Below are 21,635 nucleotides of genomic sequence, written 5' to 3' on the forward strand. Positions count from 1 at the left end.
TGAACTCCTTGTGACGCGTGGTGCGTCCGCACCCGCGGTCGTCACCCCGCGGTCCTCGCGCCGGCGGCCGCGCGGTCCTCACGCGCGGGGCGGCGTCGTCCGGTCGTGCGACCGGACGTTCTCAGCCGCCGTAACGCCGGTGGCGCGCCGCGTAGTCGCGCAGGGCCCGCAGGAAGTCGACCTTGCGGAAGGCCGGCCAGAAGACGTCGCAGAAGTAGTACTCCGAGTGAGCCGTCTGCCAGAGCATGAAACCCGACAGCCGCTGTTCGCCACTGGTGCGGATGACGAGGTCGGGGTCGGGCTGGTCCCCGGTGTAGAGGTGGCGTCCGATCATGTCGACGGTGACGGTCTCGGCGATCTCCTCCAGGGAGGCGCCCTTGTCCTGCGCGTCGAGGAGCATCGAGCGGACCGCGTCGGCGATCTCCTGGCGGCCGCCGTAGCCGATGGCGACGTTGACCGTTATGCCGTCGACGTGACGGGTGGCCTCCTCGGCCTCCTTGAGGGTGTGCTGCATCCCGGAGGGCAGCAGGTCGAGCGTGCCGACGTGGTGCACACGCCAGCGGCCGTCCGCGCCGAGGGTGCGCACGACGTCCTCGATGATGCCGAGAAGGGGGACCAGTTCATCCTTGGGGCGGTCGAAGTTGTCGGTCGACAGCAGCCAGAGGGTGACGTTCCTGACATCCGTCTCGGAGCACCAGCCGAGGAATTCCTCGATCTTCTCGGCGCCCGCGCGGTGGCCGTGCACGGTGGTGGAGCCGGCGGCCTTCGCCCAGCGGCGGTTGCCGTCCATGATCACGCCGATGTGCTGGGGCACCTGAGCGTGGTCCAGGTGGCCCTCCACCCGGCGTGCGTACAGCCTGACGAGCAGGCCGCGCAGCTTGTCGCGCAGGTTCACGTGATGTTCAGCCCCTCCTGTGCGGATGTGGTCCCCGCGAGGCGCAGCCTACCGCTGCTAGAGGATTGCTAGAGCCGGTGGGGTGGGTGCCTTCTGTGGAGGCTTCCGCACGCCCCCGTCGCACCGCCGGGCGCGGGTCCCGCCTGGGCCTCGGCGCCGCCGCCGGGCGCGGGTCTCGCGCGAGCCTTGGCAGCACCGCCGGGCGCGTGTCCGCGCGAGGGCAGAAAAACGGGCCGGTCCGTGGGGGGGAGACGGACCGGCCCGAGGGGGGGTTTCCACCATAACCCTTTGTAAGTGATGCTGCGTGCATCGGCGTGCCGTAATTACTCTCCGAATTCGGATGACGACGGCCCGATGGCCGTGGAACGCCCGGTTCAGCGGCTGTTCATGGCCGGAACACGGTGCGGGCGCCTGGTGCGGCGGGGTCCCTCCGACGGGCTACCCGGGGATGAACACGCACTTGACGCCCAGGAAGGCAGGGCACCGCGCAGCCCCCTCCACTGCGCGGTGCCGCCCGCGCAGCTTTGCTCACGCGAATTACCTTGGTCTGAACTTACGCCAGATCGGTGATCCTTTGCGACCCGTTCGCGGTAACGATGTGGAAAAGCTGTGAACACTGAGGCGGAAGAGGTGTAAGAGAAGGTCCTGGCGGACAGGATCTGTCCTCTTCACGGCCTAGCGTCGCTCGTATGACGCTTTCGAAGATCACCTGGGACGCGGCGGGGGCACGGCGGCTCGGACGACAGTTCCTGGCCAATCCCGCGCCGCCCGGTACGGCGCTCGCCGATGTCGTCGCCACGATGCCCGCGGCGCACGCCCAGGTGCTGTCCGCGGCCGAGCTGTCGGTAGGGCTGCGTACCGCGGAAGCGACACGCGCGGACGTGCGGGACGCCCTGTGGCGCGACGGCACGCTGATCAAGACGTTCGGGCCGCGCGGCACGGTGCATCTGCTGGCCGCGCGCGACCTCCCCCTCCTCACCGCCGCCCTGTCCGCCGTGCCGATGGGGCCGAACCCCTTCCCGCCCGCCGCCGGGCTCGACGAGGACCAGGCCGCGCGGGTCGTCGAGGCGATCGGTGACGCGCTCGACGGGGTGTGCCTGACCGCCGACGAACTCGGCGAGCAGGTCGTCGCCCGCACCGGGCCCTGGGCCGGGGACCTGGTCATGCCCGCCTTCCAGGGCATGTGGCCCCGCTGGCGCACGGTGCTCCACCGCGCCGGGCAGTCGGGCGCCCTGTGCTTCGGCCCCGACCGCGGCCGCAAGGTGACGTACACCCGCCCGCCCCGCTTCTCGCCGGTCCCGGCGGACGACGCCCTGCGCACGCTGCTGCACCGCTATCTGCTGGCCTACGGGCCCGCGACCTCGCGGCACCTCGCCGGCTGGCTGGCCGCGCCGCCCTCCTGGACGCGCAGCCTGTTCACGGCCGCAGAGGAGGCCGGGGAGATCGAGGCGGTCGACTTCGAGGGCGGCCGGGCGTGGGTGGCCGCGGGCGACACCGCCTTCCCCGACGACCCGCCGCGCGGCGTCCGCCTCCTGCCCTACTTCGACGGCTACGGCATCGCCGCCCAGCCGCGTGAACGGCTCTTCCCCGGACCCGCCTACGAGCGCGCCCTCGCCCGCGGCCAGGCGGGCAACTATCCGGTGCTGCTCGTCGACGGCGTGGTCGCCGGGGTGTGGCACCAGCGGCGCCGGGGCCGGGTCACGACGGTGACGGTCGAGTCGCTCACCGCCCTCACGGCCCGCCAGGAACGGCAACTGGCCGCGCAGGCCGAGCGGGTGGGTGAGGTGCTTCAGGCGCGGGCGGACCTGGTGCGGGGCGAGGTGACGACGGGGCCGCACGCGTGAGCGGGCGGGGGCGGCGGGTCAGTCCTTCGGTCTGCGGGCCTCGAACAGGTGCCGGCTGCTGTGGGCCACGAACGAGCCCTCGGCGCGGATACGTTCGTCCAGCGCGCGCAGCTGCGGCCGGTAGAGCTCCGGCGAGAAGCCCGGCACCATCCACACGACCTTGCGCAGGAAGTGGACGACGGCGCCGATGTCGAAGAACTCCACCCGCAGCCGCTCGGCGCGCAGGTCGACGATCTCCAGCCCGGCGGCCTCGGCGTCGGCGCGCTCCCGGTCGGGGTGGCGGGCCTGGCGGACCTCCTCGGGCAGCTGGCCGAGGAAGAACTCGACCAGCTCGAGGACGCTCCCGGGGCCGACGTGCTGGGCGAAGTAGGTGCCGCCGGGGGCCAGTACCCGGGCGGTCTCCGCCCAGCGCGGGGTCACCGGGTGACGGCTGGAGACCAGGTCGAAGGTGCCCTCGGCGAACGGCAGCGGCGCGTCCTCGGCGGCGTCCACCACCACGACCCCGCGCGGGGCGAGCAGCGCGGCGGCCCTGGCGACGTTCGGCGGCCAGCCCTCGGTCGCCGCGCGGAGGCGGGGCGAGCGCGCGGCGCGGCCGAGGGCGAAGTCGAGCACCTCGCCGCCGCCGGTCTGGGCGTCCAGCGCGGCATCGGCCTCCGCGAGCCGCCGCGCGAGGGAGACGGCGTACCCCCAGGAGGGCCGGGCCTCGGTGGCGCGGCCCTCGAACCAGGAGAAGTCCCAGCCCTCGGTGGGCGCCGAGGCGCCGTCGGCGACGAGGTCCTCGAACGAGCGGTCGCGATACCGGGTGTCCATGAGGAGATCGTGTCAGCCGGGACACGGGCCGCGCCGCCGCTTTTCCGACAGGCGCCGGGCCCTTCGGGCGACGACGGGAGGGGGACGACAGGCCCTGGAGCCGCCCTTCCGTCCCTAGGAAACGAGTGGCCGTACGCCCTCCGCGACGAAGCGCACGAACCCCTCCATGTCTTTCTCCTCGGCCGTCGGCTGGAGGATCACCGCGTCGGCGCCCGCGTCCGCGAGCCGTCCTACGGCTTCCGCGACGGCCTCGGCGTCGCCCGCGGCGCCGAGGCCGGGGACGTCGGCGACGCGCTCGGCGGTCAATTCGGCGTGCAGCCGCCCGGCGGCGCCGGGGCCGGTGGCGGTGACGAGGTAGACGACGAGGCGGTGCGGGCCGGTTCGGCCGGCCGCCGCGCGGCCCTCGTCGATGACACGCCGGGCCGCGCGCACGCCCTCCGGGGACGTCCCGGCGTGCAGGATCGTGCCGTCGGCGGCCTCGCCGGACAGCCGCAGCGTGCGGGGCCCGGTGCCGCCGCAGAGCACCTCGGCCGGTTCCCGGGGAGGCCAGTCGAGTGCCACGTCGTCGAGGCGGACGTAGCGGCCCTCGCGGGTGACCCGCTCGCCGCCCAGCAGTGCCCGCAGCGCGTCGAGATGCTCGCGCAGCAGGGTCAGCGGGGAGTCGGCCCGTACGCCCACCTGGCCCATCCAGTCCTGGACGCCGTGCCCGACGCCGAGCACGGCACGGCCCGGGAACATCCGGTGCAGGGAGACGGCCTCCATGGCGGTCACGGCCACGTTCCGCAGCGGCACGGGCAGCAGTCCGACGCCGACCCTCAGGCGCTCGGTCCAGGCCAGCGCGGCGGCGGCCGTGGAGATGCCGCCCTCCAGGAAGCAGTCCTCCCACAGCCACAGCTGCTCCAGACCGGTCCCCTCCGCGACCCGGGCCACCTCGCGCAGACGCTCGGGCGGCAGCTGAGGACGGAAGACGGCACCCAGTTCGGTCATGGAACCTTCCTATCCGGGGCCCGGGGCGAGGACAACTCCTTTACGGTCGTGGCGAGTACGAGGCGCGAGGGAGGCTCGGCGGATGGCCGCGGGACGACGCTGGCGGGACGGGCGGGCACGCCTGACGGTGGAGGCGGAGCGGCCGGTGACGCTGCCGCTGGAGGTGGCCGCGTCCTACCGTGCCCGTGCGAAGGGGCTGCTGGGCCGGGACGGCATCGAGGGCGCGCTGCTGCTCTCCCCCGCGAGCGGCATCCACACCTTCGGCATGCGCATCCCCATCGACGTCGCCTATCTGGACCGCCGGCTCCGGGTCCTGGCCGTACGCACGATGCCCCCGGGCCGGCTGGGCCTGCCCCGGCCGCGGGCCCGCCACGTCCTGGAGGCGGAGGCGGGCGCGATGGCGGGGTGGGGGCTGCGGGCGGGTTCGGTGGTACGGGTGGAGGAGGACGGGCCGGGGCCCGACGACAGGACGGGGTGAGGCCGGTCGACTCCCGCCCCGATCAACTCCCGCCCCGGACTGGTCAGCGCCCGGACGGACCCGCCGCCGGCCGGGCCGTCAGCCGCTCCCGGCAGCTCGGCCACTCCTCCGCCGTGATCGAGAAGACCGCGGTGTCGCGCAGGCGGTCCCGCTCGCCCGGCACCCAGGAGCGGGAGAAGTTGCGCAGGACGCCCTCGAAGCGGGCGCCCGTCTTCTCGATGGCGGCGCGGGAGCGGGCGTTGCGGGCGTCCGTCTTCAGCTCGAGCCGGGAGACCCGCCACTCCTCGAAGGCATGGCGGAACAGCAGGAACTTGGCCTCGGTGTTCAGGCCGGTGCCCTGGGCCGAGGCGGCGAGCCAGGTGAAGCCGACCTCGATCGCGTCCAGACGGTCGTCGCCCAGCCAGGAGCGCGGCTCCCAGTAGGACGTCGTGCCGACCGCCCGGCCGGTGTCCAGGGAGATCTGGGCGTACGGGGCCAGCAGGCCGTTCGCGGCCCGGGCCAGCTGGGTGTCGATGTACTCGCCGACCTCGTCGGCCCTCGGCACCCAGGTGTAGGTGTAGCCGCCGCGGTTCTCCTCCGCGGCGGCGGCCAGGTCGGCCGCGTGACGGTGCTCCAGCGGCTCCAGACGTACCAGAGCGCCCTCGAGGACCGGACCGGCCGACGTGAAGATCATTCCCGCTCCAAACCCCTTGTCAGTTCCGCGAACGCCTCGTGGAAGCCGGGGAAAGTCTTGCGCACGCATCCGGGGTCGTCGAACGAGATTCCCGGCACGCGCAGGCCGGCCACCGCGAAGGACATGACGATGCGGTGGTCGCCGTAGGTGGCGATCTCGGTGCCGGTGAGGCGTTCGGCGGGGCGGATCTCGATCCAGTCCTCGCCGGTGGCCACGTCCGCGCCGAGCGCCCGCAGGTTCCGCGCGCAGGCCTCCAGGCGGTCGCACTCCTTCACCCGGGTGTTGGCGACGTCCTCGATGCGGACCGGGCCGTCGGCGAAGGGGGCGATGGCGGCGAGGGTGGGCATCGTGTCGGAGATGTCGCGCATGTTGACCGTGAGGCCGCGCAGTGCGCCGGTGCCGCGTACGGTCGTCGCGTCGGGGCCGACCGACACCCGCGCGCCCATCCTCTCCAGCACCTCCACGAACCGCAGGTCGCCCTGGAGCGCGCCCTTGCCGAGGCCGGGGACGGTGACCTCGCCGCCGGTGAGGGCGGCCGCCGCGAAGAAGTAGCTGGACGTGGAGGCGTCGGGCTCCACGTCGTAGGTGGTGGCGCGGTAGCCGCCCGGCTCGACCGCGAACACCTCGCCCTCGCGCCGCACCCGCGCGCCGAAGGCCCGCATCATCGCCATGGTGATCTCGACGTACGGCACGGAGACCAGGTCGGTGACGCGGATGCGCAGCCCCGTGCGGGTCAGGGGGCCGAGCAGCAGCAGGGCGGTGAGGTACTGGCTGGACTGGCCGGCGTCCAGGACGACTTCGCCGCCCTCCACGCCCGAGGCGTGCACGGTGAGCGGGTGGTGGCCCTCGTGCTCCTCGTGGCGCAGGTCCACGCCGAGGTCGCGCAGGGCGCGGGTGAGGGGCAGCAGGGGGCGGCGGCGCATCTGGGCGGAGGCGTCGAAGCGGAAGGTGCCGTGGCCGGCGGCGGCCAGGGTCGGCAGGAAGCGGGCGGTGGTGGCGCCGTCGCGGCAGTAGACGTCGGCCTCGGGGACGGCGGGGCCCTCGGGGCGGCCGTCGATCTGCCAGCTGTCCGGGGTGCGGCCGACCCGGTAGCCGAGGCGCGCCAGGCCCTCGGCGAAGCCTTCGGTGTCGTCCGAGCGAAGGGGGCGTACGAGGGTGGTGACGCCGTCGGCGGCGGCGGCGAGGAAGAGGGCGCGGGCGGTGATGGACTTGGAACCGGGGATCTCGGCTACAGGCATGGGCTCATGATCTGCCGACGGGCTCGTCGGGGGCGGGGGCGTCCACGGGGTGGACCGGCCTGGTCGCGGCCGCGTGGCGCGGCAGCGGATCGACACGGTTTCGCGCCCCTGGGCGGGCGGGACCTGCCGTCGGGCGACTGCGGGCCGGTCGTGGCTGGTCGCGCCCGCGCGGCGGAGCCGCACATCGATACAGCCCCGCGCCCCCTTTGGGCGGTGTCTGCCCGGCGTGTCTGGAGTTCCGGGTCGGTCGCCGTGTGACCTGCCGTCAGGCGGCTGCAGGCCGGTCGCGGTGCGGGGGCGAGGCGTTGGGGTGGGGCTCGCCCCGTTGTTGTGGCTTCCCTTGACCGGCAGAAACTTCCAGGATATTGGTGACTCCTCGGAAGTTTCCTTCAGCGGACCACCGCAGCCCTCCGGAAGGAGTGCACGTGCACGACATCAGCACGGGAAGCACCGCGAAACCCTCCAGACGTTCGGTCCTCGCCGCGGGCGCGGGCATCACCGCGGCAATCACGGTCGGCACGGACGCGGTCGCCGACGAGGCGTTCGGCCCGGCCCGGCTGCGGGCCCTGATCGCCCGGATGACGCTGGAGGAGAAGGTCGGCCAGCTGTTCGTCTCCCGGGTCCACGGCCACTCCGCCACCGCCCCCGACCAGGCCGACATCGACGCCAACGTCAGGGACTTCGGCGTCGGCACGGCCGCCGAGGTGATCGCCAAGTACCGCCTGGGCGGCGTCATCTACTTCGTGTGGGCGCACAACACCCGTGACCCGCGCCAGATCGCGGACCTGTCCAACGGCCTCCAGCGCGCCTCCCTCGGCCTCCCGCGCGGTCTGCCGCTGCTGATCTCGACGGACCAGGAGCACGGCATCGTCTGCCGGATCGGCAGTCCCGCCACGCTGTTCCCCGGCGCGATGGCGATCGGCGCGGGCGGCTCGCGCACCGACGCGCGCACCCTCGGCCGGATCGCGGGCCGGGAGCTGCGCGCGATGGGCGTCCGGCAGGACTACTCGCCGGTCGCCGACGTGAACGTCAACCCGGCCAACCCGGTGATCGGCGTACGGTCGTTCGGCGCCGACCCGGCCGCGGTGTCCCGGCTGGCGGCCGCCGAGGTGGCCGGCTACCAGCACTCGGGGGTCGCGGCGACGGCCAAGCACTTCCCCGGGCACGGCGACACCGAGGTCGACAGCCACTACGGCTTCCCGACCATCACGCACACCCGTGAGCAGTGGGAGGCGCTGGACGCCCCGCCCTTCCGGGCCGCGATCGAGGCCGGCATCGACTCGATCATGACCGCGCACATCCTGGTCCCCGCCCTGGACGACTCCGGCGACCCGGCCACCCTCTCCCGCCCGATCCTCACCGGCATCCTGCGCGAACAGCTCGGCTACGACGGGGTCGTGGTCACCGACGCGCTCGACATGGCCGGGGTACGGCAGAAGTACGGCGACGACCGCGTGCCGGTGCTGGCGCTGAAGGCGGGCGTGGACCAGCTGCTCAACCCGCCCCGGCTGGACGTGGCGTGGAACGCGGTGCTGAAGGCCGTCCAGGACGGTGAGCTCACCGAGGAGCGGCTGGACGAGTCGATCCTGCGGGTGCTGCGGCTCAAGGCGCGGCTCGGACTGCTCACCGAGCCCTACGTCAGCCCCTCCGGAGTCGGCCGAACGGTCGGCACCGAGGCCCATCTGGCGAGCGCCGACCGTATCGCCGAGCGCACCACGACCCTGCTGGTCAACGAGGGTGGCCTGCTGCCCCTGTCCCCCGGCTCGCACGGCAGGGTCCTCGTCCTCGGCGCCGACCCGGCCTCGCCCTCCGGCACCACCGGCCCGCCGACCGGTGTCCTCGCCGCCGCGCTCGGCGAACTGGGCTTCAGGGCCACGGCCCTGTCCACCGGCACGGCGCCCTCGGCCACGGTGATCGACAGCGCGGTCGCGGCGGCCGCGGAGGCGGACGCGGTGGTGGTCGCCACGTACAACGTCACGGCGACCAGCACCCAGAAGACCCTGGTGGAACGCCTGCTGGCGACCGGGAGGCCGGTGGTGGCGGTCGCCGTCCGCAACCCCTACGACGTGTCCCGGCTGCCGGGCGTGCGCGCGTATCTGGCGACCTACTCCTGGACCGACGTCGAACTGCGCGCCGCCGCACGGGTGATCGCCGGAGCGGTGGCACCCCGCGGAGCCCTGCCCGTCCCGGTACAGCGCGCCGACGACCCCGCCCAGGTCCTGTACCCGATCGGCCACGGGCTGACGTACTAGGGCGTACAGGGTGTACAGGGCGTACGCCTCGTATCTCGCGCCCCCGTCGCACCACCCGCACCGGGCGTGGACCGCCCTGCGCGTCTGGCGTGCGCCCGTCCTCGCGGGCCACGCTGGGCGGGGGTGGGTGCATGCGGGGACGACGTGTCGCGGGGCTGTGGTGCGTGCTGGTGGGGGTGGCGGTCCTGACCGGCTGTCAGGGTGCCCTGGGTGCCGTTCCCGCACCCGCGCCGTCGCCCCGGCCCGCCGGTCACGGGGCGCGGTTCCTCTCGGTCGGCGAGTGCAGTTCCTTCGGCACCACGCGTCTCACCGAGGTCTCCTGCGCGGGCGGGCGCGCCGCCGCCCGTGTCACGGCCCGTCACGACGGCACCGCCCGGCAGGGCCCGCCCTGCCCCGGCACGACCGACTTCGTGCTGCACATCGACGTCCAGCGGGGTGTCGCCGCCCGGGGCTACGCCTGTATGCGCAACCTCCGGCCGCCCCATCCCGGCGACCCGGGCGCCGGCGGCGGCCCCCGTACCGTCCCCGGCGACTGCCTGCACGCCACCGGCCCTGACCAGGTCCACGAGACCCGCTGCGACGGCCGCCACGGCGACGCTCCGCAGTTCCAGGTCACCGAGGCGGTACGGCACCGGGCCGACTGCCCCACGACGACCGCGCTGTACGTCCGGCTGGGCGGGAGGTCCCCGGTGGGCTGCGCGCGGCGGATGTGACCGTCGCGTTCACGGCTGCCCGGGAAGACCGAACGGCGGGTCCCGCAGGACCCGCCGTCGGCTCAGTACGCAGAAGGACAGGGCCCCTTACGGCCGAAGTCCCCGTTCCGGCGTGCGCCGGTCCAGCTTCGCGTCGAAGGACGCCAGCGGCTTCGCCTCGGCCACGGTGGTGGCGGAGAGGCCGGCCCACTTGAGGATGCTCGCCGTGGCGAGGTTCCTCTGGTCCTCGGTCAGGCCCGACACCCGGGCGCCGTGGTTGGCGCCGGGGGCGGTGAAGACGTAGGAGTCACGGGCGCCCTTGCCGAGGCGGAAAGGCTCCGCTCCCCAGGGGTCGTTCTCGCCGTAGACGAAGAGCATCTGGCGCGCGTTGTGGCGGACCCAGGTGTCGACGTCCCGCATGGCCCAGGGCTGGAAGGACATGGGGATGTCGCGCGGCACGAAGTTGCGCGGCGGCTGGTAGCCGTAGCGGACGTACCGCTTCTCGATGTGCGGGAAGCCGATCGTCGGCGCGCCGAGCTGGGTGCCCGCCTGGTAGTAGTACGGCGTGTACGGCTCCAGGCCCTGGTCGGCGTAGAAGGAGAAGCCGGAGATCGTGTCGATGGAGTTCCAGATCTCGTCGTCGGTGGCGCCCGCCGCGTCCGCCGGGATCGTGTCGCAGTCGGAGAGCAGGCTGTACTGCCAGAAGCCCCAGACGTAGTCGAGGACGACGGCCTCGAAGGCGCGGTCCAGGCTGCCGACGGTCTTGAAGGTGTAGCCGTTCTCGGCGGCGTACGCCTCGTACTTCTTCTCCAGCGGCTCACGGCGCACCAGCGCCTCGCGCTGCACCGCGTTCAGCCGGTCGCGGCACTCCTTCGTGCCGACGGAGGCGAAGAAGCGGTCGTAGGCGGAGTCCTCCTTGTTGACCACGTCGTTGGGGGCGACGTAGGCGACGACACCGTCCATGTCACGCGGGTAGAAGCGCTCGTAGTACGTGGCGGTCATACCGCCCTTGGAGCCGCCGGTGGAGATCCACTTGCGGTCGTAGAGCGGCTTGAGCGCCTTGAAGATGCGGTGCTGGTCGCTGGCGGCCTGCCAGATGTCCAGCTTGCTCCAGTCGGCCGGGGCGGGCCGGGACGGGGTGAAGTAGCGGTACTCCATGGAGACCTGGTTGCCGTCCACGATCTGGGTCGGCTCGCGGCGGCTGGGCGTCGTGGAGACGTTGTAGCCGCCGGTGTAGAAGACGGTCGGACGGCTGACGTCCTTGTGCAGCACGGTGATGCGCTGCTGGAACGTGCCCGCCTTCGGGTTCCGGTGGTCGACCGGCTGGGTGTAGTTGAGGACGAAGAAGCGGTAGCCGGTGTAGGGCTTCTCCTCGATCAGGCTCATGCCCGGGATGGACAGGAGCTGGTCCTTGATGTCGCCGGTTCCGGTGGCCTCCGGCTGGGCGGCGGTGGCCGTCCCGGCCGTGCTCAGCGTGCCTATGAACACAGCGAGCGCGAGCAGCCATCTGAGCGCCTTGCGCATGCACCCTCCCTGGGAAACATATGTGCGCCGGAAGCTATCGGAGCAACACGGTTCACACCAGGGGATGTTGAGCAGGGAGGTGCGTAAAAAGGCCATATACCGACAGGACTTGACCGGTCAGCAGAGAATCCATCCGGAACTCACCGAGGCGCCGCCCCGCGAGCCCTTGACGCGGACGCAGCGCTGTCCGGCGTAGGTGTCCACCGGGCCGATGCTGCGCGAGCGCAGGCCCTCCAGACGGGCGGCGCGCAGTCCGCGCGCCTGGACGCTGACGGTCATCCAGCGCTGCGGGCCGGGGCGCTTGGCGCGGGTGACCGCGCACACCAGGCCGCCGCTCTTGTAGACGTGCACGGCACCGGTGGAGAAGGACAGCGTGCGCACCTTGCGTCCGGGGCAGTTCTCCGCGGAGGCCGCCTGGGCCGCGCCCGGCGCGCCGAGCGCGAGCAGTCCGGACGCGGTCAGCACGGCCATGCCGACGGCGAACCGCCGTCGAATCGCGCTCGTGTCCACTGTCGCCCCTCCAGCATCACGGTCCTCACCGTACTGATGTACGGACGCGGGACGTGTGCCGGATGGTTGCACGGGCCCGGGAGCCGGCGGTCACCGGCCCCCGGGCCACTGGGGCCCGAGGCATGGGGGCGCCCGGGCCCCAGGGCCCTCGGATCAGCTCGTCGCGGGTACCGGCTCGCCCACGAAGGTCGCCCACAGCGCGGCGTAGCGGCCGCCGAGGGCGAGCAGTTCCTCGTGGGTGCCGTCCTCGACGACCCGGCCGTGGTCCATCACCACGACCCGGTCGGCCCGCGCGGCGGTCGTCAGCCGGTGCGCGACGACAAGGGTGGTACGACGGCCCGCGAGCCGGTCGGTCGCCTGGTTGACCTGTGCCTCGGTGGCCAGGTCCAGCGCGGCGGTCGCCTCGTCGAGCAGCAGGACGTCCGGGTCGACCAGTTCGGCGCGGGCCAGGGCGATCAGCTGCCGCTGTCCGGCGGACAGGTTGCGGCCGCGCTCGGCGACCTCGTGGAGGTAGCCGCCCTCCAGGGTGGCGATCATCTCGTGCGCGCCGACCGCGCGGGCGGCCGCCTCCACCTCGGCGTCGCTCGCTCCGGGGCGGCCGTAGGCGATGGCGTCGCGCACGGTGCCGGGGAACAGATACGCCTCCTGAGGCACCACGCCGAGCCGGTGCCGGTACGCCGTGAGGTCCAGGCCGCGCAGGTCGGCGCCGTCGACGGTGACCCGGCCGCCGGTCGGGTCGTAGAACCGCGCGACCAGCTTGACCAGCGTCGACTTGCCCGCGCCGGTCTCGCCGACGAAAGCGACCGTCTGCCCGGCCGGGATGCGCAGGTCGATGCCGGTGAGCGCCTCCTCCGGCTCGTCGGCGGAACCGTACGCGAAGTGCACGTCCTCGAAGGCGATCTCGCCCCGCAGCGAGCGCACCTCGCGCGGCTCGTCGGCGGCCCCGGTGGAGGTCGGCTCCTGGAGCAGCTCCTGGATGCGGCCGAGGGAGACGGCGGCCTGCTGGTAGCCGTCGAAGACCTGGGAGAGCTGCTGGACGGGGGCGAAGAACAGGTCGATGTAGAGCAGGTACGCCACCAGCGCGCCCGTGGTCAGCGTGGCCTCGGCGACCCGCCCGGACCCGGCGATCAGCACGGCGGCCGCGGCGCCCGAGGACAGCAGCTGCACGAACGGGAAGTACACCGAGATCAGCCACTGGCCGTGCACACGCGCCTGGCGGTAGCTGTCGCTGCGTTCGGCGAAGTGCCGGGCGCCGTCCCGCTCGCGCCGGAAGGCCTGCACGATCCGCAGCCCGGCCACGGTCTCCTGGAGCTCGGCGTTGACCACCGACACCCGCTCACGGGCGAGCTCGTACGCCTTCACGCTCGCGCGGCGGAAGTAGTACGTGGCGACGATCAGCAGCGGCAGGCTCGCGAAGACGACGAGGGCGAGTTCGAGGTCGATCACCAGCAGGGCGACCATGATGCCGAAGAAGGTGACGAGCGAGACGAACGCGGTGACCAGGCCGGTCTGGAGGAACGTCGACAGGGCGTCCACGTCGGTGGTCATCCGGGTCATGATCCGGCCGGTCAGCTCGCGCTCGTAGTAGTCGAGCCCGAGCCGCTGGAGCTGGGCGAAGATCTTCAGCCGCAGCGCGTAGAGCACCCGCTCGCCGGTACGGCCGGTCATCCGGGTCTCGGCGGTCTGCGCGGCCCACTGGGCCAGCACGGCGACCAGTCCGAGCAGGGAGGCGGCCCACACCGCGGCGAGCGCCGCCTCGCTGACGCCGCTGTCGATGCCGTGCCGGATCAGTACCGGCAGCAGCAGTCCGAGGCCCGCGTCCATGGCGACGAGGGCGAGACTGATCAGCAGCGGCGGCCCGAAGCCGCGCAGCAGCCGGCGCAGGCCGTAGTGGTCCTCGGCGCTCACCGCGCGGGCCTCGTCGACCTCCGGGGTGTCGGTGGCCGGGGGCAGCGCGTCGACCTGGGCGAGCAGCTCGGGCGTGGCCGGGGTGCCGGCCAGGGCGGCGTCGCGGGGTTCGCGCTCGCCGGCCCACAGCCTCGGGGTGATGCCGCGCTCGGCGTCGAACTCGGCGTCCAGCTCGTCCCGCACGGAGGTGTCCTCGGCGGGCTCGACGGGCCTGATGTGGCCCGGGGAGACTCCGCCGAGCTCGTCGGGGTCGGTGAGCAGCCGGCGGTAGAGCGCCGATCGCTCCTGGAGCTCCTCGTGGGTGCCGAGGTCGGCGAGGCGGCCGCCGTCGAGGACGGCGATGCGGTCGGCGAGGTTCAGGGTGGAGCGGCGGTGGGCGATCAGCAGGGTGGTGCGGCCCTCCATGACCTCGCGCAGCGCCTCGTGGATCTCGTGCTCCACGCGGGCGTCCACGGCCGAGGTGGCGTCGTCCAGGACGAGCAGCCGGGGGTCGGTGAGGATCGCCCGGGCGAGTGCGACGCGCTGGCGCTGGCCGCCGGAGAGGGTGAGGCCGTGCTCGCCGACCTTGGTGTCGTAACCGGCGGGCAGCTCGGCGATGAAACGGTCCGCCTGGGCGGCGCGGGCGGCCTGCTCGATCTGCTCGTCGGTGGCGTCGGGGCGGCCGTAGGCGATGTTGTTGCGGACGGTGTCGGAGAAGAGGAAGGAGTCCTCGGGGACCAGGCCGATCGCGGCCCGCAGGGAGTCCTGGGTCAGCTCGCGCACATCGTGCCCGCCGATCAGGACGGCGCCGTGGGTGACGTCGTAGAAGCGCGGCAGGAGCAGGGAGACGGTGGACTTGCCGGAGCCGGAGGAGCCGACGACGGCGAGGGTCTCGCCGGGGCGGATCTCGAAGGAGAGGCCCTTGAGCACCGGGCGCTCGTCGTCGTAGCCGAACGAGACGTCGTCGAACTCGACGGTCGCGGGCGCGTCGGCGGGCAGCTCCTTGGTGCCGTCCTGGATCGACGGCTCGGTGTCGATCAGCTCCAGGACCCGCTCGCTGCCGGCGCGGGCCTGCTGGGCGACGGTGAGCACCATCGCGAGCATGCGGACCGGGCCGACGAGCGCGGCGAGGTAGGTGGAGAAGGCGACGAAGGTGCCGAGGGTGATGTTGCCGCGCACGGCCAGCCAGCCGCCGAGGGCCAGCATCGCGACCTGGCCGAGGGCGGGGACGGCCTGAAGGGCCGGGGTGTAGCGGCTGTTCAGCCGGACGGTGCGCAGCCGCCCGGCGAACAGCCTGCGCCCGACCTCGCGCAGTTTGCCGGTCTCCTGGTCCTCCTGGCCGAAGCCCTTGACCACGCGGACGCCGCTGACGGCGCCGTCGACCACGCCCGCGACGGCGGCGGCCTGGGCCTGGGCGTACCAGGTGGCGGGGTGCAGCTTGGCGCGGCTGCGCCGGGCGATCCACCACAGGGCGGGCGCGACGGCGATCGCGACGAGGGTGAGCGGGAGGGACAGCCAGGCCATCACGACCAGGGAGACGATGAACAGCGCGAAGTTGCCGATCGTCATCGGCAGCATGAAGAGCAGGCCCTGGATCAGCTGGAGGTCGCTGGTGGCGCGGCCGACGACCTGCCCGGTCGACAGCTCGTCCTGGCGGCGGCCGTCGAGCCGGGTGATCGTCTCGAACATGTCCGTGCGCAGGTCGTGCTGGACGTCGAGCGCGAGCCGGCCGCCGTAGTAGCGGCGGACGTAGGTGAGGGCGTAGACGATCACGGCCGCGCCGATGAGGCCTCCGGCCCAGGGCGCCATGTCCCGGGTCCGGTCCCCGATGACGTCGTCGATGATCACCTTGGTGATCAGCGGCACGATCGCCATCACGGCCATGCCCAGCAGGGAGGACGCCAGGGCCAGGATCACGTCCTTCGGATACCGCCAGGCGTATCCCGCCAGTCTCCGTGCCCATCCCCGTTGCGCGTCCACGCCGGTGCCCTCCAGTCGTCCTGATCTACCGGAAGGCACCAACGCCCGAGAAGGCGGATTTCATCCCTCCGCAGCAATCGGCCTCCCGGCCCTTGCGATGGGCGAGATCCCGGAGAAGATCGGACACGTGCCGCCCGCTGTCGACGGCGAGCCCCTCGCGGGCCCTGCGGCAGACGGACAGACGGCGGCGGCGAGGGCCGCGGACGGCGGCCGGAGGCGGGGGCTCCGGCCGGGGCGGGCCGCCAGGGGTCAGCTCGCGTGCAGGTCGCGGTGGACGACCTTGGCGATGTTCTGGATGCTGCCGATGCCGTAGTCCATCGAGCTGTTGCCGTGGGTGAGAACACTGATGAAGTAGTCGTGCCCGTTGCCCTTGAAGGCGCCGATGCTGTGCACCCGCCAGCCGTAGCTGGCACGCGGCAGCCAGCCGTTCTTCAGGGCCTTGGTGACCGTGGACGGGGCGCCGTACGGGGTGCCCCAGCGCTGCGAGGAGACGACCTCGCGCATCAGCTTCAGCGCGTAGGCGCGGCGGGCGTCGCTGAGGACGGTGGCGCTGGTGCCGGTGAGCAGCTTCAGCAGCCTCTGCTCGTCGGTGACGGTGATCTGCGTCAGGCCCCAGTAGCCGTCGGCGCCCGGAACGGTGTGAGTCATTCCGGCGGCGGTCAGGAAGCTCTTGATCTTCGTGACGCCGAGCTGCTTCCACAGGGTGGTCGTGGAGGCGTTGTCCGACTTGGTGATCATGGCCCTGGCCAGCGTCATCTCGCGCTCGGTGAGCCCGCGGCCCTGCTTCTGCGTGTCGTACAGCAGGGCGGCGAGGACGGTGGCCTTGACGACGCTCGCCGAGTCGTAGCGCATGGTCGGGCGCAGGGTGCAGATGGTCCTGGTGCTGCGGTCGTACACGCCGACCGCGATCGTGCCGCCGCGGGCGTTGACGGCCGCCTGGATGTCCTTCCTCAGCTTGTCGGCGAGGCCCGCCTTGGCGGACGTACAGCTGACCGTCGGAGTGGCGGCCCCGGCGGGCGCCGCGGCGACGGGTATCAGTACGCCCGCGCCCAGGGCGACGACAAGCGCTTTCGTGCGTCTGCGGTGAGTCATGCCCAGATGACTCGCGGGTTCAACGAATAGTTGTACTACGCCTACGCACTGTTGTGCGAAGCCGGTGAAGCCGACCCGGAGATTCCCACCATGTCATGCATGCGTCATCATGCGTTCATCCAACTGAGCGCATGTCCATGTCACCCTCCGGATGCCGCTCAATCAACTCGCGTAGATCGGACCCCACATGCCGACGTCACGTGTTCGCCGCTGGAAGCCGGTGGCGCTCGCCACCGCCGCGCTTCTGGCCGGCCTGACCGTCCCCGCCCTCACCGCGACCCCCGCCGCGGCGACGACCACCGCGTACGACTCGACGTACTACAAGAACGCGATCGGCAAGACCGGTACGAGCCTGAAGTCGTCGCTGAACACCATCATCAGCAGCCAGACCAAGCTGTCGTACTCGGCGCTCTGGGAGGCCCTGAAGGTCACCGACCAGGACCCCAACAACAGCAGCAACGTGAAGCTGCTCTACTCGGGCATATCCCGCAGCAAGTCGCTCAACGGCGGCAACACCGGCAACTGGAACCGTGAGCACGTGTGGGCGCAGTCCCACGGCGACTTCGGCACCTCCGCCGGGCCCGGCACGGACCTGCACCACATCCGGCCGGAGGACGTCACCGTCAACGCCCGGCGCGGCAACCTGGACTTCGACAACGGCGGCAGCAGCTTCACCAACAGCGGCGGCAGCCTGATGGACTCCGACTCCTTCGAGCCGCGCGACGCGGTCAAGGGCGACGTGGCCCGGATGATCCTCTACATGGCCGTCCGCTACGAGGGCACCGACGGCTGGCCCAACCTCGAGCCCAGGGACGCGGTGAACACGGGCGGCACGCCGTACCACGGCCGCCTCTCCGTCCTGAAGGCCTGGAACGACGAGGACCCGCCGGACGCCTTCGAGGAGCGTCGCAACCAGGTCATCTACGACACGTACCAGCACAACCGGAACCCGTTCATCGACCACCCGGAGTGGGTCGAGGCGATCTGGTAGGACCCGAACGGACTTGCCCAGTTCGGTAGTTCACTGATCCTCCGGGATCCGCGCTGGAAGGATCGGTGGCGTCCTCTTCCCCGCCCGCCGACCGCGGGCGGCGAAGAGGTCGACGGCCCACCGGACATCGGTGGGCCGCCAACCGACCCTGGGGGGTACCCGTATGCGCAACCGTTCCCTGACCATCGCGTCGACCGGCGTCCTGGCCGGCGCCCTGACCCTGACGGGCCTCACCGCCCTCACCGCCCCGGCCGCGCACTCCGCCGGCTACGGCGACACGACCATCACCGACGTGGTCGTCAACGGCGGGCGCGAGCTCGCGCTCGGCCCCACCGCGCCGAGGACCTTCCCGGTGAGCGTCACGGCCCAGGACAACTCCGGCATCAAGGAAATGAAGCTCAACGTGAGCCTGCCGTCCTACCTCTACCTGTCCTCGGACCGGGGCCTGACCTGCACCGCCGTCAACGCCACGACCACGACCTGCAAGGGCGACTGGACGGTGGACACCAGCAACTTCTACGGGAACGGCCCTGCCGACGACGCCTGGTTCGTCCATGCCTACGTCACGGCCGACGACGGCGACTGGTTCAGCACGGACCGGGCCGCCAACTTCAAGGTCCGGCGCCTCGCCAAGCTGACGGCCAACGCCGGGCCGGAGCCGGTGGCCCTGAACACCAACCTCACCGTGACCGGCAAGCTGACCCGCGCCGACTGGAAGTCCCACAAGTACGCGACCTACGCGGGCCGTTCGGTCAAGCTCCAGTTCCGCAAGGCGGGCACCACCGCGTACACCACCGTCAGGACGGTGACCAGCGGCACCGGCGGCGCCCTGAAGACCACGGTCAAGGCCAAGGCCGACGGCTACTGGCGCTGGTACTTCGGCGGCGACTCCGCGACCTCCACGGCGAGGTCGGCCGGGGACTACGTCGACGTGCGCTGAGCCGTCGGCCGGGCGCGATCCGGTAGGCCCGGTACGCACTTGAGCCGCCCCCGTCGCGGGCAGGATGGCCGCGACGACGGCTGGACGGGGGCAGCTCATGAGCGGGGATTCGCGGTTCAGGCAGAGAGTGGAGTTCTGGCTCGAGGACTGGCTGGATCTCGGTGAAGCGCTCGCCGAACTCTTCACGTCCCGGCGCGGGTTGGTGGTCATCGGCGACATGGCCCTGCTGCTGTGCGCCGTACTCGGACTCGTCTATTTCTGGTCCCGTCCCGTGACGCTCGCCGGGTACGCCGTCCTCCAGGCGGCGTGCCTGGCCTGCCAGGCGTTGGCCCTGTTCCCGGTCGCGTGGCCGGGCCGCGGGGCCACCCGCGGCGACGTCAAGGAGATCTCCGAGACCCACGAGGGTGCGACCCTCATGCTGGTGTGCGGCACCTGGATCTTCTGGTACATCCCCGCCCTGCCGATCCTGACCTACATCACGGGCGACGTCGACAGCACTCCGGTCGTCGCCGACATGGCTTCGGGATTCGCCCTGATGATGGCCTGCGTGCCGGGCCTGATGGCGGGGGTCGCCCTGTCCCACCGGGCCGGCCGACGGGTGGCCGGCGACAGCCCTGGCCCGCCGGGCGCCTCCGGGGGGCCGGAGTTCGGGGACGTGGACACGGGGGGCGGGGATTTCGGCGACTGAGGCCGCGAGGCCCCGGGCGTCAGGGCGGTGGCGCCTCGATGCCGACGTCGGCGTCGTCCTGATGGTCAGGACCGAGGTCGAGGTCGAGCTCGTCATGACGACCGCGGGCAGGCTCGGGCAGGCGGGCGCCCCGGCTCTCCGCGACCCGCCGCACGTCCGTCAGCGCCTCGTGCATGCGGGCGAGCATGTAGCGGAGCTGGTCGGGGGTCGCCCGGCGATCGGCCAGCAGGTCGGCGGCGTGCCCGAGCAGATCACCGGCCATCCCGAGCTGCACGGACTCGATGGTGTCGGCCATCCGGGAGAGATAGCCGCCCCCGTCGGTGACCAGATAGCAGGGCTTTCCCTCCACCCCGGCCCAGGGCAGCAGTCGCGCGTCGCTCACCTGGTCACCTCGGCACGGGGCCAGCCGCACGAGCCCATCCCGATGCCCGGCACGGCCCGCACCGGCTCCGGGGGCCGGAAGCCGGTGTGGTGGACGGTCGGCCCGGCGACCCGGCGGCGGCGCGTCCGCTCGAGCCACGGACGGAACAGAACGGCGATACGGTGACCCATGTCGTCGACCCCTAGGGAAAGTTGATGACCATGCCCCCGGACCGGTCGGACGGTCGCGGGGGTCTTCGCTTTGTGTAGCGATCCACTCACAGAGTGAGAGGTGCCGGGTTAGCCTCGCCAGGGGGTCGGATGTGACCAGGCATTTGTCACAAGGGAGTTGGCCATGACCAACACATACGGTGACTGGCTCAGGCAGCAGCGCGAGACGGCGGGGCTGACGCAGCAGCAGCTCGCCGACATGGCGGTCATGACGCGTTCGCACATCGCGCACATCGAGGCGGGCCGCCGGGTGCCGTCCCGCGAGGACGCGCGGCGGCTGGATGGGGCGCTGAACACGGGGGATGTGTTGAGCAGCTTTCTGCCTCAGGACGATGCGGCGACCGCCGATTACTTCGAGGCGGTGCGAGAACTCGAACAACAGGCGGTGACCATCCGCGAGTTCGCCCTGGCGTACTTCCCGGGCATTCTCCAGACGGAACGATACGCGCGTGCGGTTCTCGGCGCGGCGTTCCCTCCGGTGAGCGTGGAGGAATGTGACAGACGCGTTGTCACACGCATCGAGCGCTCGAAGATCCTCGAAAACCCGACGTCCCCCGTGGTGTGGGCGCTGCTGGACGAGACGCTGCTGCGACGCCCTGTGGTCGCTGAAGACGTCATGGCGGAGCAGATCATGCATGTCGTCCGTCTCGCCGAGTCTCGGCGCATCCGGGCGCACGTGCTGCCGTTCCGTTCGGGCCATCACCCACTCATGCAGAACATGCTCGCGCTCATGTGGTTCGTGGACCAGCCGCCCTTGGCGTACAGCGAGGGCGATCGGATGGGGAGACTGCACGACTCCCCGTCCGTAGTGCGTGAACTGCAGTTTCGCTACGACCTCGCACTCAGCGACGCACTTCCGCTGCAGGAATCGCTAGCCATGCTCCGGGACGCTGCGAAAGACTACGGGCACCATGACTGACCGAATCATCCCGAACGCCGCGATACTGGACGGCTGGCGCAAGTCGTCATACAGCAACTCCGACGCCGGCAGCTGCCTCGAAGTCCTGGACGGCTACCACTCCGGCATCCCCGTCCGCGACTCCAAGCACCCCCACGGCCCGGCGCTGGTCTTCTCCCCCGCCGACTGGGCGAGCTTCGTCGCGGCCGTGAAGGACAGCGCGTTCAGCTCGGGCGCGTAGCAGTGCTGCGGTGCTCGGTGACGGCGATCAGCACGAGCGTCACCGCGATGACCGCGCAGCCCGTCATCAAGGGCGTGACGAAGCCGGGGACTGCCGCCGCGTATGAACCACCCGACGACATACGGCAGTCGAGGGCGGGTGGCAGATAGGACACGCGGTACTCGTTCACCTGCCCGTACAGCGACGGGTTCGCGTCCAGGCAGGCCTGGGCGGTGCCGCTCTCGTCGAGGAAGAGCGAGACGAGGCCCCAGGCGTAGGCCAGCGCGGCGAGAGCTCCGAAGAGCGCGGCGCCGCCGCGTGCCACTGCCCCCGGGCCGCCCTTGCCGACCGCCGGGAAGACGTACCCGAGAAGACCGAAGGCAGTCACGGCGGCGACGAGGATGCCGGGCAGCAGGAACAGCGCGGCGGGATACGAGGTGGTCAT

21 protein-coding genes are annotated in these 21,635 nt (G+C 72.1%); 9 read left to right on the top strand and 12 right to left on the bottom strand.

All coding sequences use genetic code 11. The features are described 5' to 3' along the window. Positions 1-121: 121 nt before the first annotated feature. Complete coding sequence (locus ACZ6SQ_RS13355) at positions 122-895, bottom strand: isoprenyl transferase (RefSeq protein ID WP_469560430.1); 774 nt, start codon at positions 893-895, stop codon at positions 122-124. A 689-nt stretch (positions 896-1,584) separates the two neighbouring features. Here ACZ6SQ_RS13355 and ACZ6SQ_RS13360 point away from each other — a divergent pair. Next, complete coding sequence (locus ACZ6SQ_RS13360; protein WP_469560432.1) at positions 1,585-2,739, top strand: winged helix DNA-binding domain-containing protein; 1,155 nt, start codon at positions 1,585-1,587, stop codon at positions 2,737-2,739. 18 nt (positions 2,740-2,757) lie between these two features. On the opposite strand, the gene ACZ6SQ_RS13365 is transcribed toward ACZ6SQ_RS13360, so the two are convergent. Further along, complete coding sequence (locus tag ACZ6SQ_RS13365; RefSeq protein ID WP_469560435.1) at positions 2,758-3,549, bottom strand: methyltransferase domain-containing protein; 792 nt, start codon at positions 3,547-3,549, stop codon at positions 2,758-2,760. Between the two features lie 114 nt (positions 3,550-3,663). Further along, the gene (locus tag ACZ6SQ_RS13370; RefSeq protein WP_469560438.1) at positions 3,664-4,536 is read right to left on the bottom strand and encodes an LLM class flavin-dependent oxidoreductase; all 873 of its coding nucleotides are present in this window, start codon (positions 4,534-4,536) and stop codon (positions 3,664-3,666) included. Positions 4,537-4,618: 82 nt separating this feature from the next. Here ACZ6SQ_RS13370 and ACZ6SQ_RS13375 point away from each other — a divergent pair, with 82 nt between their 5' ends. Further along, complete coding sequence (locus ACZ6SQ_RS13375; RefSeq protein ID WP_469560441.1) at positions 4,619-5,014, top strand: DUF192 domain-containing protein; 396 nt, start codon at positions 4,619-4,621, stop codon at positions 5,012-5,014. A gap of 43 nt (positions 5,015-5,057) precedes the next feature. Here the strand turns inward: ACZ6SQ_RS13375 and ACZ6SQ_RS13380 are convergent, their stop codons facing one another. Together ACZ6SQ_RS13380 and aroA are read right to left on the bottom strand one after the other, a co-directional pair. Next, complete coding sequence (locus ACZ6SQ_RS13380; protein WP_469560443.1) at positions 5,058-5,687, bottom strand: GNAT family N-acetyltransferase; 630 nt, start codon at positions 5,685-5,687, stop codon at positions 5,058-5,060. Further along, positions 5,684-6,925: a 3-phosphoshikimate 1-carboxyvinyltransferase gene (gene aroA / locus ACZ6SQ_RS13385; protein WP_469560445.1), complete on the bottom strand. Its 1,242-nt coding sequence runs from the start codon at positions 6,923-6,925 to the stop codon at positions 5,684-5,686. The genes ACZ6SQ_RS13380 and aroA overlap by 4 nt, the downstream gene beginning before the upstream one ends. A 425-nt stretch (positions 6,926-7,350) precedes the next feature. Here aroA and ACZ6SQ_RS13390 point away from each other — a divergent pair, with 425 nt between their 5' ends. Together ACZ6SQ_RS13390 and ACZ6SQ_RS13395 are read left to right on the top strand one after the other, a co-directional pair. Beyond that, positions 7,351-9,177: a glycoside hydrolase family 3 protein gene (locus ACZ6SQ_RS13390; RefSeq protein WP_469560448.1), complete on the top strand. Its 1,827-nt coding sequence runs from the start codon at positions 7,351-7,353 to the stop codon at positions 9,175-9,177. A gap of 131 nt (positions 9,178-9,308) precedes the next feature. Continuing rightward, entirely contained in the window at positions 9,309-9,890 is a 582-nt protein-coding gene (locus ACZ6SQ_RS13395) for a hypothetical protein (RefSeq protein ID WP_469560451.1), read from the top strand. An 87-nt stretch (positions 9,891-9,977) separates the two neighbouring features. On the opposite strand, the gene ACZ6SQ_RS13400 is transcribed toward ACZ6SQ_RS13395, so the two are convergent. The 4 genes from ACZ6SQ_RS13400 to ACZ6SQ_RS13415 all read right to left on the bottom strand — a co-directional run bounded on the left by ACZ6SQ_RS13400 (position 9,978) and on the right by ACZ6SQ_RS13415 (position 16,862). Further along, a complete protein-coding gene (locus ACZ6SQ_RS13400) occupies positions 9,978-11,393 on the bottom strand; it encodes a S28 family serine protease (protein ID WP_469560452.1) in 1,416 nt (471 codons plus the stop codon). Between the two features lie 117 nt (positions 11,394-11,510). Further along, positions 11,511-11,903 carry a hypothetical protein gene (locus tag ACZ6SQ_RS13405; RefSeq protein ID WP_469560454.1) on the bottom strand — a complete coding sequence of 131 codons (393 nt, stop codon included), beginning with the start codon at positions 11,901-11,903 and terminating at the stop codon, positions 11,511-11,513. A gap of 153 nt (positions 11,904-12,056) precedes the next feature. Then, positions 12,057-15,770: an ABC transporter ATP-binding protein gene (locus ACZ6SQ_RS13410; RefSeq protein ID WP_469560458.1), complete on the bottom strand. Its 3,714-nt coding sequence runs from the start codon at positions 15,768-15,770 to the stop codon at positions 12,057-12,059. Positions 15,771-16,019: 249 nt separating this feature from the next. Then, on the bottom strand, positions 16,020-16,862 hold the full coding sequence (locus ACZ6SQ_RS13415; RefSeq protein WP_469560460.1) for a serine hydrolase: 843 nt from the start codon (positions 16,860-16,862) through the stop codon (positions 16,020-16,022). Positions 16,863-17,049: 187 nt separating this feature from the next. Between ACZ6SQ_RS13415 and ACZ6SQ_RS13420 the strand changes: the two genes are divergently transcribed. From ACZ6SQ_RS13420 to ACZ6SQ_RS13430, 3 genes are all read left to right on the top strand, one after another. Continuing rightward, on the top strand, positions 17,050-17,853 hold the full coding sequence (locus tag ACZ6SQ_RS13420; RefSeq protein WP_469560463.1) for an endonuclease I family protein: 804 nt from the start codon (positions 17,050-17,052) through the stop codon (positions 17,851-17,853). A 163-nt stretch (positions 17,854-18,016) separates the two neighbouring features. Further along, positions 18,017-18,793, top strand: a complete 777-nt coding sequence (locus tag ACZ6SQ_RS13425) for a calcium-binding protein (protein WP_469560465.1) — start codon at positions 18,017-18,019, stop codon at positions 18,791-18,793. A 97-nt stretch (positions 18,794-18,890) separates the two neighbouring features. Further along, on the top strand, positions 18,891-19,481 hold the full coding sequence (locus tag ACZ6SQ_RS13430; RefSeq protein WP_469560468.1) for a hypothetical protein: 591 nt from the start codon (positions 18,891-18,893) through the stop codon (positions 19,479-19,481). 19 nt (positions 19,482-19,500) lie between these two features. On the opposite strand, the gene ACZ6SQ_RS13435 is transcribed toward ACZ6SQ_RS13430, so the two are convergent. Next, positions 19,501-19,863 (bottom strand): hypothetical protein, encoded by a 363-nt coding sequence (locus tag ACZ6SQ_RS13435; protein ID WP_469560470.1) that lies wholly within the window; start codon positions 19,861-19,863, stop codon positions 19,501-19,503. After that, positions 19,860-20,033, bottom strand: coding sequence for a hypothetical protein (locus ACZ6SQ_RS13440; protein WP_469560473.1), 174 nt, complete (start codon positions 20,031-20,033; stop codon positions 19,860-19,862). The genes ACZ6SQ_RS13435 and ACZ6SQ_RS13440 overlap by 4 nt, the downstream gene beginning before the upstream one ends. A 163-nt stretch (positions 20,034-20,196) precedes the next feature. Between ACZ6SQ_RS13440 and ACZ6SQ_RS13445 the strand changes: the two genes are divergently transcribed. Beyond that, positions 20,197-20,991 carry a helix-turn-helix domain-containing protein gene (locus ACZ6SQ_RS13445; protein ID WP_469560476.1) on the top strand — a complete coding sequence of 265 codons (795 nt, stop codon included), beginning with the start codon at positions 20,197-20,199 and terminating at the stop codon, positions 20,989-20,991. Further along, positions 20,984-21,211 carry a DUF397 domain-containing protein gene (locus ACZ6SQ_RS13450; RefSeq protein ID WP_469560479.1) on the top strand — a complete coding sequence of 76 codons (228 nt, stop codon included), beginning with the start codon at positions 20,984-20,986 and terminating at the stop codon, positions 21,209-21,211. Before ACZ6SQ_RS13445 ends, ACZ6SQ_RS13450 begins: the two co-directional genes overlap by 8 nt. Here the strand turns inward: ACZ6SQ_RS13450 and ACZ6SQ_RS13455 are convergent. Further along, a complete protein-coding gene (locus ACZ6SQ_RS13455; protein ID WP_469560481.1) occupies positions 21,195-21,635 on the bottom strand; it encodes a hypothetical protein in 441 nt (146 codons plus the stop codon). The two genes, ACZ6SQ_RS13450 and ACZ6SQ_RS13455, sit on opposite strands and share 17 nt — an antisense overlap.

The organism is Streptomyces sp. NPDC048600 (genome assembly GCF_055587025.1).

Excerpts from the sequence above, each read along its gene's own strand:
- ACZ6SQ_RS13440 (WP_469560473.1), bottom strand. The coding sequence starts at position 20,033 with ATGGGTCACCGTATCGCCGTTCTGTTCCGTCCGTGGCTCGAGCGGACG.
- ACZ6SQ_RS13365 (WP_469560435.1), bottom strand. The coding sequence starts at position 3,549 with ATGGACACCCGGTATCGCGACCGCTCGTTCGAGGACCTCGTCGCCGAC.
- ACZ6SQ_RS13430 (WP_469560468.1), top strand. The coding sequence starts at position 18,891 with ATGAGCGGGGATTCGCGGTTCAGGCAGAGAGTGGAGTTCTGGCTCGAG.
- ACZ6SQ_RS13400 (WP_469560452.1), bottom strand. The coding sequence starts at position 11,393 with ATGCGCAAGGCGCTCAGATGGCTGCTCGCGCTCGCTGTGTTCATAGGC.
- ACZ6SQ_RS13375 (WP_469560441.1), top strand. The coding sequence starts at position 4,619 with ATGGCCGCGGGACGACGCTGGCGGGACGGGCGGGCACGCCTGACGGTG.
- ACZ6SQ_RS13370 (WP_469560438.1), bottom strand. The coding sequence starts at position 4,536 with ATGACCGAACTGGGTGCCGTCTTCCGTCCTCAGCTGCCGCCCGAGCGT.
- ACZ6SQ_RS13395 (WP_469560451.1), top strand. The coding sequence starts at position 9,309 with ATGCGGGGACGACGTGTCGCGGGGCTGTGGTGCGTGCTGGTGGGGGTG.
- ACZ6SQ_RS13455 (WP_469560481.1), bottom strand. The coding sequence starts at position 21,635 with ATGACCACCTCGTATCCCGCCGCGCTGTTCCTGCTGCCCGGCATCCTC.
- ACZ6SQ_RS13420 (WP_469560463.1), top strand. The coding sequence starts at position 17,050 with ATGCCGACGTCACGTGTTCGCCGCTGGAAGCCGGTGGCGCTCGCCACC.
- ACZ6SQ_RS13445 (WP_469560476.1), top strand. The coding sequence starts at position 20,197 with ATGACCAACACATACGGTGACTGGCTCAGGCAGCAGCGCGAGACGGCG.
- ACZ6SQ_RS13415 (WP_469560460.1), bottom strand. The coding sequence starts at position 16,862 with ATGACTCACCGCAGACGCACGAAAGCGCTTGTCGTCGCCCTGGGCGCG.
- ACZ6SQ_RS13425 (WP_469560465.1), top strand. The coding sequence starts at position 18,017 with ATGCGCAACCGTTCCCTGACCATCGCGTCGACCGGCGTCCTGGCCGGC.
- ACZ6SQ_RS13360 (WP_469560432.1), top strand. The coding sequence starts at position 1,585 with ATGACGCTTTCGAAGATCACCTGGGACGCGGCGGGGGCACGGCGGCTC.
- ACZ6SQ_RS13380 (WP_469560443.1), bottom strand. The coding sequence starts at position 5,687 with ATGATCTTCACGTCGGCCGGTCCGGTCCTCGAGGGCGCTCTGGTACGT.
- ACZ6SQ_RS13450 (WP_469560479.1), top strand. The coding sequence starts at position 20,984 with ATGACTGACCGAATCATCCCGAACGCCGCGATACTGGACGGCTGGCGC.
- aroA (WP_469560445.1), bottom strand. The coding sequence starts at position 6,925 with ATGCCTGTAGCCGAGATCCCCGGTTCCAAGTCCATCACCGCCCGCGCC.